The following is a 12843-nucleotide window of genomic DNA, read 5'->3' as shown; positions in this document are numbered from 1 at the left end:
CTGTAACTCGTTCCTCATCGACGACAACACCATACCCCCCTATGGTATTTCCGCGTCAAGACAGGGCCCCCTTCGAGAGGGGGCCCGACGGTCTACAGGAGATAGCGCAGCCAGAGGTACGGCACGCACAGGGCCACCGTGACGACGGTGACCACCAGGCCATACTTCGTGAACTGCCAGAAACTGATCCGGGTGCCGTTGCGCTCGGCGATGCCGAGGATGACGACGTTGGCGGAGGCGCCCACGGCGGTGGCGTTGCCGCCGAGGTCCGCGCCGAGCGCGAGCGCCCACCACAGGACGTTGGGGTCGCCGGGCACGTGCTGCGCGAGATCGGCCACGATGGGGCTCATGGTGGCGACGTAGGGGATGTTGTCGACGATCGCGGACAGCCCGGCCGACGCCCAGAGCAGGACCATCGCGGTCACCCCGGGCCGCCCGGCCGTCGCCTCCGCCGCGGCCTGCGACACCTGGGTGATGACACCGGTCTCCACGAGCGCGCCGACCATCACGAACAGCCCGGCGAAGAACACCAGCGTCGGCCACTCCACCTCGCGCAGCGCGTCGTCGGTGGTGATCTTGGTGACCAGGACGAGCAGCCCCGCGCCGAGCAGCGCCACGACCGACGGCTCGTAGTGCAGCACCGGATGCAGCACGAACGCCGCGATGACCACACCGAGCACGGACAGGCTCTGCACCAGCATGACCTTGTCCTGGATGGCCGCCCGCTCGTCCAGCTGCATGATCTCGGCCGCTCGCTCGGGGTCGTACCGGAACGCCTTGCGGAACAGCAGCCGGCACAGCCCGATGAAGACCGCCGTCAGCACGATCACCAGCGGCGCGAGGTGGACGAGGAAGTCGTTGAAGGTCAGCCCGGCGCGGGAGGCGATGATGATGTTCGGCGGGTCGCCGACGAGGGTCGCCGTGCCGCCGATGTTCGACGCCATCGCCTCGGCGATCAGGAACGGCGCGACCGGCAGCGCGAGGCGTTCGCAGACGAGGAACGTGACCGGCGCGATCAGCAGCACGGTCGTGACGTTGTCCAGCAGCGCCGACGCCAGGGCCGTGATCACCAGAAGCAGCACCATGAGCCGGAACGGCCGGCCCCTGGCGCGCTTGGCGGCCCAGATGGCGAGGTATTCGAACACGCCGGTCTGCCGCAGCACCCCGACGATGATCATCATGCCCAGCAGCAGGAAGACGACGTTCCAGTCCACGCCGGACTCCTGCGAGAAGAACGCCGAGTCCGCCGCGGTCGCGTGGACCACCAGCATGATCGCGGCGCCGCCCAGGGCGGCCTTGACCCGGTGGACCTTCTCGCTGGCGATGAGGACGTACGTGGCGACGAAGACGATCGCCGCCACCCTTGCGGTCACCGTCATGTGAGCCGCTTGAGCAGTGCGGAGAGCGTGACCGCGCCCAGCAGGCGGTCGCCGTCGAGCACGGCGACCAGGGGGCTGCGGGTGCGCGCCATCAGCGCGGCGACCTCCAGGAGCGTGGCGTCGGGATCGGTCACCGGGAGCTCGCGCGGCCGTTCCGGCATCGCCTGGCGGACCGTGCGCTCGCCCAGCGCGCGGACGAACGCGTCGGCGTGCGCCTCGTCGATCACCCGGGCCAGCGCGGGGTCGTCCTGGCAGTACCTCGGCACGGCCAGGCGCAGCACCTGCGTGCCGGGCAGGATCGACACCGGAGCCCCGCGCTCGTCCAGCACGATCAGGCCGGGCAGTTCGCGCTCGGCCATGAGGCGCGCGGCGTCGGCCACGGGGGAGTCGAGTTCCACGGTGGGAAACGGCACTACGAGATCGCGGGCACGCATGCTCTCACCTGCCCGCCGCGAGTGGCTGTGCTCACATCCTGCCTTCCGGTCGCCGGTCCGGCCCCCGGGTATGGGGGACCCCTTCGCCGACCAGACTTCCCGGCACGCCCCGGCCCAGGCTATCGGCCCGGCAACCCGCACAAAAGCCCCGAAGAGGCGCGGACAAATACCCCCTCGGAGTACGGCAGGCGTCCGAGCGACCCGGCCGGCAGCGGGACCATGCCCTCGGGCGCCTCCGTCAGCCGGGCGGAGAAGGCCAGACGGCGGCCGGGGCGTCCCCGGGCCGAGACGTAGTCGTCCGCGCCGGCGAAGGTCACCTTCCCCACCGGGGCGAGCCGTGCCAACGCCGCCTCCACTGCCTCACCCGGCCCTACGACGGTGGCGGGCAGGCGGTCCGTCTCGTCGTCGCAGTGGACGAGCACCGCGCCGTCGAGCCAACCGGCCAGGCAGACCGTGACCTCCTCGAACCCGGCGCGTACGGCCTCGGCCGCAAGGTCGGCGGAACCGGGGACGTCCCACCCGTGCAGGGAGAAGACCGGCGACCCGGGAGCGAGCGGCACGGCGAGTGCCCGCCGCACGGCCTCGACGCCCGCCCGTGCGTACGGCACGGTCCGCTCGGGCAGCCGGTCAAGTGGAAACCAGCCCAGTTCGGCGCACTTGTGCGGCTCGGCGTTGACCGGCGTGCCGGTGATCGAGCGCGCCACGAGGAACATCCCGATGCGGGCCGTTCCACCAGCGTTGCGGTGATGCATGACGTGCACCACCTCGCAGCCGTCCACCTCGACGCCGAGCTCCTCGCGGGCCTCCCGTACGGCGGCGTCCACCACCGACTCCCCCTCCTCCAGGTGCCCGGACGGCATGATCTGCCACTCCCCGTCGGCGTAGCCGGTGCCCCGGCGGCGGCCGAGCAGCACCTTCCCGCCGTCCGTGAGCACCAGATGCACGTCGACGACCGGCCGATACCGTCCGGGGGCGTACGTCGCGGCGTCGAGCAGCGCGGGCAGGGTCGCGGCGTTCGCGGCGATGAACTCCCCCAGCTCGGCCGGGACCATGTTCAGCGCGCGGACCTCCTCCGGGCGTACGCGCCGCACCTGGTGCAGGCCGATGTCCGGTTCGAGGAACTCCGGGCCGCTGCGGCGCGACAGGTCGAGTGACATCAGCCGGCAGGCGAAGACGCTGCTCAGGCGGCCGGGCTCGGCGAGGGTGAACACGTGCAGCGCCGGCCCCGCCGTCGCTCCGAGCTCCTCGTCGAGCTCGCGGCGCAGCGCCGCCTCCAAAGTGGCGTCGGCGGGCTCCACGCCGCCGCCCGGCGTGACCCAGTACGGCTCACGCTCCGGCCGTACGCGCCGGAACAGGACGATGTCGTCGCCGTCGAACAGGATGGCCCGGACGCCGTGCCGCACGGAGGTCATGCCGGCATCCTCTCGCGTACGGTCCGGCGTCCGCTGCCGAAGGGGGCCGAAATACGGTGAGGAGAGCTCTCCCTGGGGAGCGGCTTCGTGGAGAAGGGATGCAGGACATGACCGAAATGACCTACCGGCGGTTGGGCGACTCGGGGCTCGTCGTCTCGGCTCTCGGCCTGGGCGGCAACAACTTCGGCCGCAGGCTCGACCTCGACGCCACGCGTGCCGTGGTCGACGCGGCGCTCGACGCCGGTGTCACGTTGATCGACACCGCCGACATCTACGGCGAGTCGGAGGCGCTGCTCGGCGAGGCGCTGAAGGGGCGGCGTGACCAGGTCGTCCTCGCCACCAAGTTCGGCGGGGACGTGCACGGCGCCAACGGGCCCGACTGGGGCGCGCGGGCCTCGCGGCGGTACGTCCGCCTGGCGGTCGAGCGGTCGCTGCGCCGCCTCAAGACCGACTGGATCGACCTCTACCAGTTGCACTTCCCCGACCCGTCCACCCCGATCGAGGAGACTCTGTCGGTCCTGACGGACGTGGTGCGGGAGGGCAAGGTCCGCTACGTGGGCTCGTCCAACTTCGCGTCCTGGCAGGTCACCGACGCGGACTGGATCGCCCGCACCGGAGGCTTCGAGCGTTTCGTGAGCGCGCAGAACGAATACAGCCTGCTCGACCGGCGGGTGGAGGGGGAGCTGGTGCCCGCGCTGTTGCACCACGGCATCGGGCTGCTGCCCTACTTCCCGCTCGCCAACGGCCTGCTCACCGGCAAGTACCGGCGCGGGGAGGAGCCGCCGTCGGGCACCCGCCTCGCGGACCGGCCGCAGTACCTGACCGACGCGCGGTTCGAGGTGGTGGAGCGGCTGCGGGAGTTCGCCGAACGGCAGGGGGTGACCCTGCTGGACATCGCGATCGGCGGCCTGCTCGCGCAGCCGGCCGTTTCCTCGGTGATCGCGGGGGCGACCCGGCCCGAGCAGATCAAGTCCAACGTCGCCGCCGCGGCGTGGCGGCCGGACGAGGCGGCGCTCAAGGAGCTGAACGAGATCGCCGGCTGAGCGGAGGCGGTCGCCGCACAGGTGTTCGGCATTGCCCGCACCCTCGGCGTACTCGCCGCACAGCCGATCGGCCTGCCCGCACCCTCGGCGTACCCATCGAGCCCGCCGGTCGGCGCGTCCCGCCGCGGGGACGTGCGCGGCCGTGCGAGCCCCCGGCGGGCGGGCGGGTCAGTCGTCGAGCATCTCCAGGAGACGGCGCAGGTAGGGCGGCACGTTGCGCAGCCGTACGGCGTCGCCCGCCGCGGGGGACGCCGGAGCGAGCAGGGCCCGCAGCCCCGCAAGGTCGATGAACCGCAGAGCGCCGGCGTCGACGGTGATCTCGCCACGTCTGCTTCTCGCCTCGGCGAGCGCGGTCGCCAGGGCGGCGCTGTTGGACACGTCGACCTCGCCATCGAGGATCACCGACGAGTCCGCGGGGGACCATCTGACGCTGAGGTAGGTGTCGATGTAGAGAACGCCCTGATGGCCGCCGGACGACCTCACGAGACGCACCGGTACGGCGAACCGGTGCACGGCGCGATGCGCGCCCATCCTGGGTGAAGGATTGCGGAGTAGGACATGGTGAACGACGTCACGGTCCCACCTCCTAGCTGGAAGCGGAAATACTCACTGAGCGTGGCCGTCTGACCGCGCATCTGTCAATGGTTGGCCAATTAATATTCAACCAACGACCACTGTCGGCGTCGTCCCGCCGCGGCGCTTCTGTCAACGCTTGCGGCCGACGCCGCCGACCGCCCAGACCGTGTTCTTCGGCGGGCGCAGTTCGTCCGGCTCCGGCCGCCATTCGGGCACCTGGACGAGGCCGGGCTCCACCATCTCCAGGTCGCCGAACAACGGCAGGATCTCGGCCTGGGTGGGCAGTCGCAGGCGGCCGTCGTCCTTGGCCGCCCATTCGTTGGCGAACAGCAGGGCCAGTTTGCCGGTCACCTCCGGCCGGAGGTCGGAGATCGCGTGGCTGATGACCATGTAGCTGCCGGGCGCGATCGCCTCGCGCAGGCGTGCCGTGATGGCCCTCGTGAGGTCGTCGTCGTTGATCGCGGCCAGGACCGAGACGAGCAGGACGCCCACGGGCTCGTCGAGGTCCACGAGCTCCCGCAGCCGCGGATGCGTGAGGATCGAGTCGGGATCGCGCACGTCGCCCTGGATCACCGCGACGCGCTCGTCCTCCTCCACCAGCGCCTGGCCGTGGTTGACCACGACGGGATCCTTGTCCACGTAGACCACGCGGGCGTCGGGGGCGCATCCCCGTGCGATCTCGTGCACGTTGCCCTGCGTCGGCAGGCCGCAGCCGATGTCGATGAACTGGCGGATCCCGATGCCGGCCAGGAACCGTACGCTCCTGCGGAGGAACTTCCGCCCCTCACGGCACATCAGGGGAAGCTCGGGCGCGATGAGCAGCGCCGCCTCCGCGGCCTCTCGGTCCGCGGCGAAATTGTCCTTCCCGCCGAGCCAGTAGTCGTAGACCCGGGCCTCGTTCGGGACGGACGGGTCGAAACCCACAGGCTCGACCGGGGAGAAACCCGGCATGATCCTCCGTTCAGCCCTGATGACCGATAGTACCGGTGCGAGACGGGCCAAATTGAGGATTCGTACGTGTGTCGCGTTGCGAGCCCGTCACGGCGGCCGGGGCGATGGGACGGACGGGCCTTGTGAACCGGGGAGGATCAGCGGTAGCCGTCGGCCTCCGCGGTGAAGCCGGCCCACACGGCCTTGCCCACGGGACGCAGCCGTGTCCAGCCCCACATGCGGCTGACTCCGGCCACCACCTGCAGGCCGCGTCCGGTTTCGGACACGTAGTCGGGCTCGCGCAACACCGGCGCGTCGTTGCTGGGGTCGGTCACCATGCACAGCAGCGCGCGCGACGATCGGAACATCAACAGCCGCACCGGCAGGGGATGGATGGCCTGATGCCGCAGGCCGTGGCGCAGCGCGTTGGTGACCAGTTCGCAGACCGCGAGCGCGGCGTCGTCGGCGACGTCCTCCATCGACCAGGTCCGCAGCACGCCGGTGGTGAAGTGCCGCGCGGTGCGCGCGGCGAGGCTCTCCCGATGGAACTCGTGCACCGCCACCTGGGGGACGCCGCACGGCTCCTCTCCGTAGGTCCAGGGCCAGCGCTTGCCATCCGGAAAGACCTGCTCAAGCGTGCCCAGCCAAGGATCCCGGGCGCCGCTATCGGCTTCTGCGAGGGAAGCGCGGTCTGTCCGATAACCAGTCATTGAGAGCCTTATGAGGTTGATGTCGACCATGTGGCGGGATGACTCAGTAAGTCATACTGCTCCCATTGATGCTCGTGTGCAAGTACAGATGCACGTGCAAACGCACGAAAGGCATCGGTTGGGCTCGGATTCCGAAAGAGGCGCCCCATGTCCGTGTTCTACAACGGAATGCCCTCATCTCACCTGGGGCAGCAGGCCTGGCGCAAGAGTCGGCACAGCAACCCGAGTGGCAACTGCGTCGAGATCGCCGAGCTGCCCGACGGCCGGGTGGCTCTGCGCAACTCCCGGCACCCGGCAGGTCCGGCGCTGGTAGTGCCCCGCCAGGACATGGCCGCATTCCTCCGATCGGCCAAGGAGGGCGAATTCGACGACCTCTTGGACAAATGATCTCGGCACTTGCGTGGGACGGCAGGGCGAGTATCGTGAACGTGGCGTAAACACCGGCGCACCTCAAAGGACCCCATATGACTGCGGCCCCTATGGAGGGTGTGCCTCACCCGCTCGATCTGGCGGCACGATCACGCCGCAGCCCCACCGTCCTGCGTATCCTCCTCGGCACCCAGCTGCGCCGGCTGCGTGAGAGCAGGCACATCCGCCTGGAGGAGGCCGGCCACGCCATCCGCGCCTCCCACTCGAAGATCAGCAGAATGGAGCTCGGACGCGTCGGGTTCCGTCGCCGCGACGTCGCCGACCTCCTCACTCTGTACGGCGTCACCGACGAGAGCGAGCGGGAGGCGCTGCTCTCCCTCGTCGCCCAGGCCAACGCTCCCGGCTGGTGGCACAAGTACGACGACGTCCTGCCCTCCTGGTTCGAGGCCTACGTCGGCCTGGAGCAGGCGGCGAGCACGATCCGCTGTTATGAGGTGCAGTTCGTGCCCGGGCTGCTGCAGGCCCCGGCGTACGCCGAAGCGGTCGTGCGACTCGGCCATCCGGACGCCTCGGCCGGGGAGGTCGAGCGCCGCGTCCGGCTGCGGATGGACCGCCAGGAGGTGCTGACCCGCCCGGATGCTCCCAGTCTTTGGGCAGTGATCGACGAGGCCGTGCTGCGCCGCCCGGTGGGCGGTCCCGAGGTGATGCGGGCCCAGATCGAGCATCTGCTCGAAATGATCGCCCTGCCCCGTGTAACGCTCCAAATCATCCCGTTCACCGCCGGAGGGCACGCCGCCGCGGGCGGGCCGTTCAGCATTCTGCGCTTCGCAGGGGTCGGCCTGCCGGACGTCGTCTACCTCGAACAGCTCACCAGCGCCATCTACCTGGAGAAACGGGAGGATATCGACCGCTATCTCGCAGTCATGGAACGACTGTGCATCCAGGCGAGGCCTGCGGCGGACACCAAGCGTATGCTGCTGCAGCTCATGACGGAGCTGTGACGATGCGCTAGCGTCGCGAGCGCGACCTCCGTTGCGATACGCCCACAGGAGACGGTGGCGCAAGCCGTACCCGAAAATACGTGTCAGGTGCGCAGGGGCGGTAAGTGGAGTACTACCACGCTGTGGGGCAAGCAGGAGGGCGGTGAGAACCTTGGCGGGCAGCCTGCTCAGCCTGGAGTTCGACCGAAGTTCGGTCACCAGGGTGCGGCATCTCGTCATGGTGTCGGCGCAGGAGGCCGGGCTTGAAGGCGTGGCGCTGGAGGACTTCGTCCTCGCCGTGCACGAGGCGGTCACCAACGCCGTCCGATACGGCTCGCCGCCACGGGGGATCGCCATGTGGCGAGAGGCGGGGGTGCTGGTGGCCGAGATCACCGACAAAGGCCCCGGTATTCCCGACGAGGTGCTCGAACGCGAGGAGCCGGCGACGCGCTTCGACTTCGGGGGACGCGGCCTGTGGCTCATGAACCGCCTGGCCGACCTCGTCGTGCGTACGGGGGCCGAGGGGACGACGATCCGCCTCTGCGTGACGCTTCCCTGATCGTCATTGGACTTCCGCTCAGAGCGGAGCCTGGGTCGCCTGACCGAAACCAGACGTCTCCGACTCCCCGAACCCCGGCTGCCGTCAGGGTTAGCGCCGCTATGAGCTGGGCACTTCTGATCTCGTCGCCTGGCCGCCAGGGCCGGACGGCGCACCAGGCGGGCGAGCCGTAATCTCGATTTTGGTTCCCCGAAATTTCGGGCAATCCGGGTCGGACGCCGAAGCCTTGCTAGGCTGCAGGGAACCGTAGAACCGGGCGTTGTCTCACCCGGCAGGTGAGACCGTCGAGAAGTGGGGTCACACCGTGAAGAAGCTGCTTGTTCTCGCTCTGGTCGCCGTCGGCGGGCTTCTGGTCTGGCGCAAGGTGCAGGCCGACCGCGCCGAGCTCGATCTGTGGACCGAGGCCACCGGCAGCGAGAACTGACCACCAGGGATGGTGCTTGATCGTGGCAAGGGTGCGGGAATGACCCCCGTGAAGCTGGCCTGCCTTGATTTGGCCGGGACCACGATCGGTGACATCGAGATGGTGGAACGGGCGTTCGCCGAGGCGATCGCCACGCAGGGCATCGTCCCCGGGACCAGCGCCTATGCCCGTGCCATGGTGCATGTGCACAGGTCCCGGGGATGTCCCAAGATCGAGGTGTTCCGGGGTCTCTTCCCCGGAAACGAGGCTCGGGCGCAGGCCGCGAACCTGACCTTCGAGCGCTCCTACGAGGGAGCCATCGAGCGGACCGGTCTCGTGCCGATCCCCGGTGCCGTCGAGGCCATCGGGAAACTGCGCGACGCGGGCCTCAAGATTGTTCTGATCACGGGATTCAGCCGCGCGACCCTGGGGCGGGTGCTGAGCACCCTCACCTGGATCGACATGCTGGATCTCGCACTGTGCCCCGAGGACGCCGGACGCGGCCGTCCGTACCCGGACATGGTGCTCACCGCCGTCCTGCGGTCGGGCATCGACGACGTACGACAGGTGGCCGTGGCGGGCGACTCCGAAAGCGACATGCTGTGCGGCCGGCGCGCGGGCGCCTCGATCGTCGCCGGGGTGCTCACCGGCGTCCACAGCAAGGAGCGCCTGCTCGGTGGTGGGGCCACCCACATCATCGACTCCGTCGCCGACTTCCCCGCGCTCGTCCTCGGCAACGAGGCCGCCGCCTCGCCGGTGGCCGCCGCGGCCTCCTGATCGTTCCTCATCGTTTTCCTGCGCGGAGGAGCCTGGCGGGCGGCACGGCGCGGTATCGAGTGGCGCTCGGGTGCGGGCTGTTGCTACGGTGTACGCACCGGCGGCCTATGGATCTGCGTGTTCGCGTAGTCCGCACCCGCCACGGGGCCTTAGCTCAGCTGGCAGAGCGCCTGCTTTGCAAGCAGGAAGTCAGGGGTTCGAATCCCCTAGGCTCCACCAGCCAAAACGCCGCTTCTCCGATCATGGGAAGCGGCGTTCGTGCCATTAACGTGCCATTAGCTCTTGCTGGCATTGCGCTCCGCCTCGACTCGCGCGCTGAGGGCGTCGGCGATCTTCCGGTCGGCGTCACGCGTGGCGTGCTGGTAGATCAGCGCGGCCCGGTCGCTGTCGTGGCCCATCCGCGCCTTGAGATCGGCGAGGCTCGCGCCCGACTGCGCGGCGAGCGTGTTGCCCGTGTGCCGCAGGTCGTGGAAGTGCAGGCCCTTGACACCCATCTCCTTGAGCGCTTCCGCCCACTTGGCCTCCCGCCGGAAGTTGCCGCCGCGGAGGAACGCACCGCGCTTGCCGAGAAAGACGAACGCGTCCTCGCCTGTGCCGGTGAACTGGTCGAGGTGGTCGACGAGCGCCGGAACGATAGCTGAGGGGATGCTGACGGTGCGCCTGCCGGCCCGCGACTTGGGCGGAGCGAGCACCATGTCTCCCCCGTCCAGCTCGATGAGCTGTTCCCGCACGCGTACTGTCCGCGCCTTGAGGTCGATGTCCGAGCGCCGCAGCGCGATCACCTCGCCCCAACGCAGGCTTGCGAAGGTGGACAGCAGGATCAACGCGCGGAATCGCCGGTCCGCCATCTGGTCTGCCAGCTCGAAGACCTGGGCGACGGTGAGAATGGGCCGCTCCGGCGTCTGCTCGTTGTCCGCGCCCTTGATCCGGCATGGGTTCTGGCTGATCAGCTTGTCCTCTTCGACCGCCGTCATGAGAACGGCCCGCAGCAGGCGATACGCCTTGGCAGCGGTGGACACGGACACACCTTTATCTATGAGGGCGGCTCGCCAGGAGCGGACAAGCGCTGTCGTGAGTTTGCCGACCGGCACCTCGCCGAGGCCGGGAACGATGTGCCGTTCAAGGAGCCAGGTGTAGAGCTCGACCGTCTTGGGCCGCAGGCCCGGCCGCTCTTTGATCCAGGTCCGGGCATAGTCGCCGAGCAGGACTTTGCCGCGATCGGGGTCCGTCCACTCCCCTGAGATCATCTGCGCTTCGATCAGCGTGAGCGCACGGTCGGCGTCCGTCTTGGTTGCGTAGGTCGTGGAGCCCGTGTGGATCCGCCCATCGGGGCCGGGATAGCGAATCTGAAAGCGGCCGGACGGAAGCTTGCGGATATTGCCGAAACGCCGGTGACCATCTCTGTTCGCCATCACGCCGCCCGTCCCTTCGGCGCTTTGACCGGCTCGACGAGCCCGGCCGCGATGAACGCTTCGAGAGCGGCTTCGGGAATGCGAACGCTCCGGCCGACGCGGACGAAGAAGATACGGCGTTCGGCGATCAGCCGACGAGGAAAGCGAACAGAGGTGTTCAGCCGTTCGGCCGCCTCTTCGACACGGAGAAGACGACCTTGGGCCTCTGGCGGGAGTGGCGTGGTCGGTGAAAAAGCGTTCGTCATGCTGCCCTCCCTTCAGTTGCCGAAAAACCTTGGCCGTCCGCCTCGGCTTCGAGCCGGTCGAGGTGGTTGCGCCAGCGCTGGCGTTCATGGACCGACCGGAGGAGGCGCACGCCGATCGGGACGAGTTCAGGATCTCCGGGCTTGACCGGCCGCCAGATGTAGCGGTGTGGGTCGACCGGCTCGTCTTGGACGCCGAGGGCTTCCAGGACCCAGGTGCGCCGGTCCTGCTTGTGCTCGGTCAACGTCTTGTTGGACCACTTGCGGGAGACCAGGACGCGACGGCCCGCGTAGCCGAGGTGATCGGGCTTGTGCGCCTTGCCCTTGCACCGGCCCGGAGCCATTCCGGGCTTGGCGCCCTTGGGCTGCACCCCGTACCGCAGCCAGTTCGGACACGTGGGGGAGCACGGCTCGAACCGCAACGCCTCCAGCAGCCGTTCGGCATGAGCCTTCCGACGAGGGTCATCGGTGCCAAGGGCGTCGCCGAGGGACTTGGTGAGGTACTTGGAGAGGTACTGGATGAGCTGGTCGGCGTCCGGGGTTCCGGCGAGCACGCTTTGTATGTCGAGCTGGTCGCCGAAGCGGAGCACGTGCAAGGGTTCGGCGTCCTCGTCGGCGTCGAGCTGGTCGAGGGCCTGTTCCCAGGTCGGCAGGACTTCCCCCGTGGTTGGGTCGAGGTAGCTGGCCCCGTCCTCCCAGACCGGCAGGTGGTCACCGTCGAACCGCACGTGGTCAGTCGAGGGCCACCAGACCTGGTGGTAGGTCGCGGCGATGATCTGCCGCAGTTCCGCGCGGGGCAGGGTGCCGCGGATCCATGTGCAGGTGCGGGGCGAGCCGCTTTTGTGGTTCGACGGTGGCGAAGTACTGCACGTCGTATCCGGCGACTCGGCGGAGGTTCTGCACGAAGCGGTCGATGAGCTTGGAGAAGTGCAGGGCGTCGCGGGCCGCCCGCGCGTAGTCGTACCGGTCGGGGTCGAGGGGCGCGCCCTCCAGCACCCGCCCGTAGGAGGGGAGGGTGAGTGTGACGAACATCGAGGGCCGGTAGGTCTTGCCGTCCGAGCCGGTGAAGGTTCGCCCGAGGGTGGTTTTGGTCATCTGCCGTTTGGGCAGGTCCGGTGCGTCCTGCCGCCGCTTCGTGGACCGGGAGCGCTTGCCGGAGGTTCGGCCGAGGACGTTGCCGCGCATCCCGGCCCGGTTGATCTCCTCGTTCAGGTCCTCGATGGCGGCGTCCAGGTCGGTGGTGTCGCCGCCGGCCTTCTCGACCTCGTCTCGCCAGGCTTGGGCGTCGGCCCGCAGCTCGACGAGGTGACGCTGATACTCGTCGGCGTTGTCGGGGAGGTTGTCCGGTTCGTGGTCGAGGTGCCAGCCCTCCCGGCACTGCGCCCGCCGAAGCTGCCGATTGCGCTTAGCACACGGCGGGCACTTGCTCTCCAGCGTGGCCCCGCACGGCACGTCGATGACCTCAACCTGCCCGGTGAGGATGTCCTGCCGCCGCAGCGGAACCGGGCGAATGCACACCCCGTACTGCTTGGCGATCTCCTCGACCACGTCCCGCGCCAGCGGTTGAGCCATGCGGACGGCCCGAGGCGTGGACCGGTCGTTGAGCCGAGCGGGGGA

Annotated in this window: 14 protein-coding genes, 1 tRNA gene and 1 pseudogene; 7 read left to right on the top strand and 9 right to left on the bottom strand. The window is 69.2% G+C overall.

Annotation, left to right across the window (positions count from 1 at the left end; genetic code table 11):
- Nucleotides 1-92: 92 nt before the first annotated feature.
- From AB0O28_RS03315 to AB0O28_RS03305, 3 genes are all read right to left on the bottom strand, one after another.
- Nucleotides 93-1379 (bottom strand): ArsB/NhaD family transporter, encoded by a 1287-nt coding sequence (locus tag AB0O28_RS03315; protein ID WP_363635733.1) that lies wholly within the window; start codon nt 1377-1379, stop codon nt 93-95.
- On the bottom strand, nt 1376-1813 hold the full coding sequence (locus AB0O28_RS03310) for a CBS domain-containing protein (protein ID WP_363635731.1): 438 nt from the start codon (nt 1811-1813) through the stop codon (nt 1376-1378). Before AB0O28_RS03310 ends, AB0O28_RS03315 begins: the two co-directional genes overlap by 4 nt.
- 119 nt (nt 1814-1932) lie before the next feature.
- A complete protein-coding gene (locus tag AB0O28_RS03305) occupies nt 1933-3225 on the bottom strand; it encodes an NUDIX domain-containing protein (protein WP_363635729.1) in 1293 nt (430 codons plus the stop codon).
- Between the two features lie 107 nt (nt 3226-3332).
- On the opposite strand from AB0O28_RS03305, the gene AB0O28_RS03300 reads away from it, so the two are divergent.
- On the top strand, nt 3333-4268 hold the full coding sequence (locus AB0O28_RS03300; protein WP_363635727.1) for an aldo/keto reductase: 936 nt from the start codon (nt 3333-3335) through the stop codon (nt 4266-4268).
- A 168-nt stretch (nt 4269-4436) separates the two neighbouring features.
- On the opposite strand, the gene AB0O28_RS03295 is transcribed toward AB0O28_RS03300, so the two are convergent.
- From AB0O28_RS03295 to AB0O28_RS03285, 3 genes are all read right to left on the bottom strand, one after another.
- Entirely contained in the window at nt 4437-4799 is a 363-nt protein-coding gene (locus AB0O28_RS03295; RefSeq protein WP_363635725.1) for an STAS domain-containing protein, read from the bottom strand.
- A 174-nt stretch (nt 4800-4973) separates the two neighbouring features.
- The gene (locus AB0O28_RS03290) at nt 4974-5795 is read right to left on the bottom strand and encodes an SAM-dependent methyltransferase (RefSeq protein WP_363635723.1); all 822 of its coding nucleotides are present in this window, start codon (nt 5793-5795) and stop codon (nt 4974-4976) included.
- A gap of 137 nt (nt 5796-5932) precedes the next feature.
- A complete protein-coding gene (locus AB0O28_RS03285; RefSeq protein WP_363635721.1) occupies nt 5933-6331 on the bottom strand; it encodes an ATP-binding protein in 399 nt (132 codons plus the stop codon).
- 300 nt (nt 6332-6631) lie between these two features.
- Between AB0O28_RS03285 and AB0O28_RS03280 the strand changes: the two genes are divergently transcribed.
- The 6 genes from AB0O28_RS03280 to AB0O28_RS03255 all read left to right on the top strand — a co-directional run bounded on the left by AB0O28_RS03280 (nt 6632) and on the right by AB0O28_RS03255 (nt 9791).
- A complete protein-coding gene (locus AB0O28_RS03280) occupies nt 6632-6871 on the top strand; it encodes a DUF397 domain-containing protein (RefSeq protein WP_363635719.1) in 240 nt (79 codons plus the stop codon).
- Nucleotides 6872-6963: 92 nt separating this feature from the next.
- Entirely contained in the window at nt 6964-7854 is an 891-nt protein-coding gene (locus tag AB0O28_RS03275; protein ID WP_363636166.1) for a helix-turn-helix transcriptional regulator, read from the top strand.
- Between the two features lie 142 nt (nt 7855-7996).
- Nucleotides 7997-8392 carry an ATP-binding protein gene (locus AB0O28_RS03270; RefSeq protein ID WP_363635717.1) on the top strand — a complete coding sequence of 132 codons (396 nt, stop codon included), beginning with the start codon at nt 7997-7999 and terminating at the stop codon, nt 8390-8392.
- Between the two features lie 304 nt (nt 8393-8696).
- Nucleotides 8697-8816: a DLW-39 family protein gene (locus tag AB0O28_RS03265; protein ID WP_208802288.1), complete on the top strand. Its 120-nt coding sequence runs from the start codon at nt 8697-8699 to the stop codon at nt 8814-8816.
- 39 nt (nt 8817-8855) lie between these two features.
- Nucleotides 8856-9572 carry an HAD-IA family hydrolase gene (locus AB0O28_RS03260; RefSeq protein WP_363635715.1) on the top strand — a complete coding sequence of 239 codons (717 nt, stop codon included), beginning with the start codon at nt 8856-8858 and terminating at the stop codon, nt 9570-9572.
- 143 nt (nt 9573-9715) lie between these two features.
- A tRNA-Ala gene (locus AB0O28_RS03255) sits at nt 9716-9791 on the top strand.
- Nucleotides 9792-9847: 56 nt separating this feature from the next.
- On the opposite strand, the gene AB0O28_RS03250 is transcribed toward AB0O28_RS03255, so the two are convergent.
- The 3 genes and pseudogenes from AB0O28_RS03250 to AB0O28_RS03240 form a co-directional block, all read right to left on the bottom strand.
- Nucleotides 9848-10984, bottom strand: coding sequence for a tyrosine-type recombinase/integrase (locus AB0O28_RS03250; RefSeq protein WP_363636163.1), 1137 nt, complete (start codon nt 10982-10984; stop codon nt 9848-9850).
- Nucleotides 10984-11229 (bottom strand): helix-turn-helix domain-containing protein, encoded by a 246-nt coding sequence (locus AB0O28_RS03245; protein WP_363635713.1) that lies wholly within the window; start codon nt 11227-11229, stop codon nt 10984-10986. The genes AB0O28_RS03250 and AB0O28_RS03245 overlap by 1 nt, the downstream gene beginning before the upstream one ends.
- Nucleotides 11226-12798: pseudogene (locus AB0O28_RS03240) on the bottom strand (replication initiator). The gene AB0O28_RS03245 and the pseudogene AB0O28_RS03240 overlap by 4 nt, the downstream one beginning before the upstream one ends.
- Between the last annotated feature and the right edge of the window lie 45 nt (nt 12799-12843).

This window comes from Microbispora sp. NPDC088329 (genome assembly GCF_040685655.1).
In the GTDB taxonomy this organism is placed as follows: domain Bacteria; phylum Actinomycetota; class Actinomycetes; order Streptosporangiales; family Streptosporangiaceae; genus Microbispora.
The sequence above is the reverse complement of the archived record's forward strand: the minus strand, read 5'-3'. Positions and strand labels throughout refer to the sequence as shown.

What these genes read in the sequence shown, in the direction of transcription:
- AB0O28_RS03315 (WP_363635733.1), bottom strand. Translation starts at nt 1,379, where the DNA reads ATGACGGTGACCGCAAGGGTGGCGGCGATCGTCTTCGTCGCCACGTAC.
- AB0O28_RS03310 (WP_363635731.1), bottom strand. Translation starts at nt 1,813, where the DNA reads ATGCGTGCCCGCGATCTCGTAGTGCCGTTTCCCACCGTGGAACTCGAC.
- AB0O28_RS03305 (WP_363635729.1), bottom strand. Translation starts at nt 3,225, where the DNA reads ATGACCTCCGTGCGGCACGGCGTCCGGGCCATCCTGTTCGACGGCGAC.
- AB0O28_RS03300 (WP_363635727.1), top strand. Translation starts at nt 3,333, where the DNA reads ATGACCGAAATGACCTACCGGCGGTTGGGCGACTCGGGGCTCGTCGTC.
- AB0O28_RS03295 (WP_363635725.1), bottom strand. Translation starts at nt 4,799, where the DNA reads ATGGGCGCGCATCGCGCCGTGCACCGGTTCGCCGTACCGGTGCGTCTC.
- AB0O28_RS03290 (WP_363635723.1), bottom strand. Translation starts at nt 5,795, where the DNA reads ATGCCGGGTTTCTCCCCGGTCGAGCCTGTGGGTTTCGACCCGTCCGTC.
- AB0O28_RS03280 (WP_363635719.1), top strand. Translation starts at nt 6,632, where the DNA reads ATGTCCGTGTTCTACAACGGAATGCCCTCATCTCACCTGGGGCAGCAG.
- AB0O28_RS03275 (WP_363636166.1), top strand. Translation starts at nt 6,964, where the DNA reads ATGGAGGGTGTGCCTCACCCGCTCGATCTGGCGGCACGATCACGCCGC.
- AB0O28_RS03260 (WP_363635715.1), top strand. Translation starts at nt 8,856, where the DNA reads ATGACCCCCGTGAAGCTGGCCTGCCTTGATTTGGCCGGGACCACGATC.
- AB0O28_RS03250 (WP_363636163.1), bottom strand. Translation starts at nt 10,984, where the DNA reads ATGGCGAACAGAGATGGTCACCGGCGTTTCGGCAATATCCGCAAGCTT.
- AB0O28_RS03245 (WP_363635713.1), bottom strand. Translation starts at nt 11,229, where the DNA reads ATGACGAACGCTTTTTCACCGACCACGCCACTCCCGCCAGAGGCCCAA.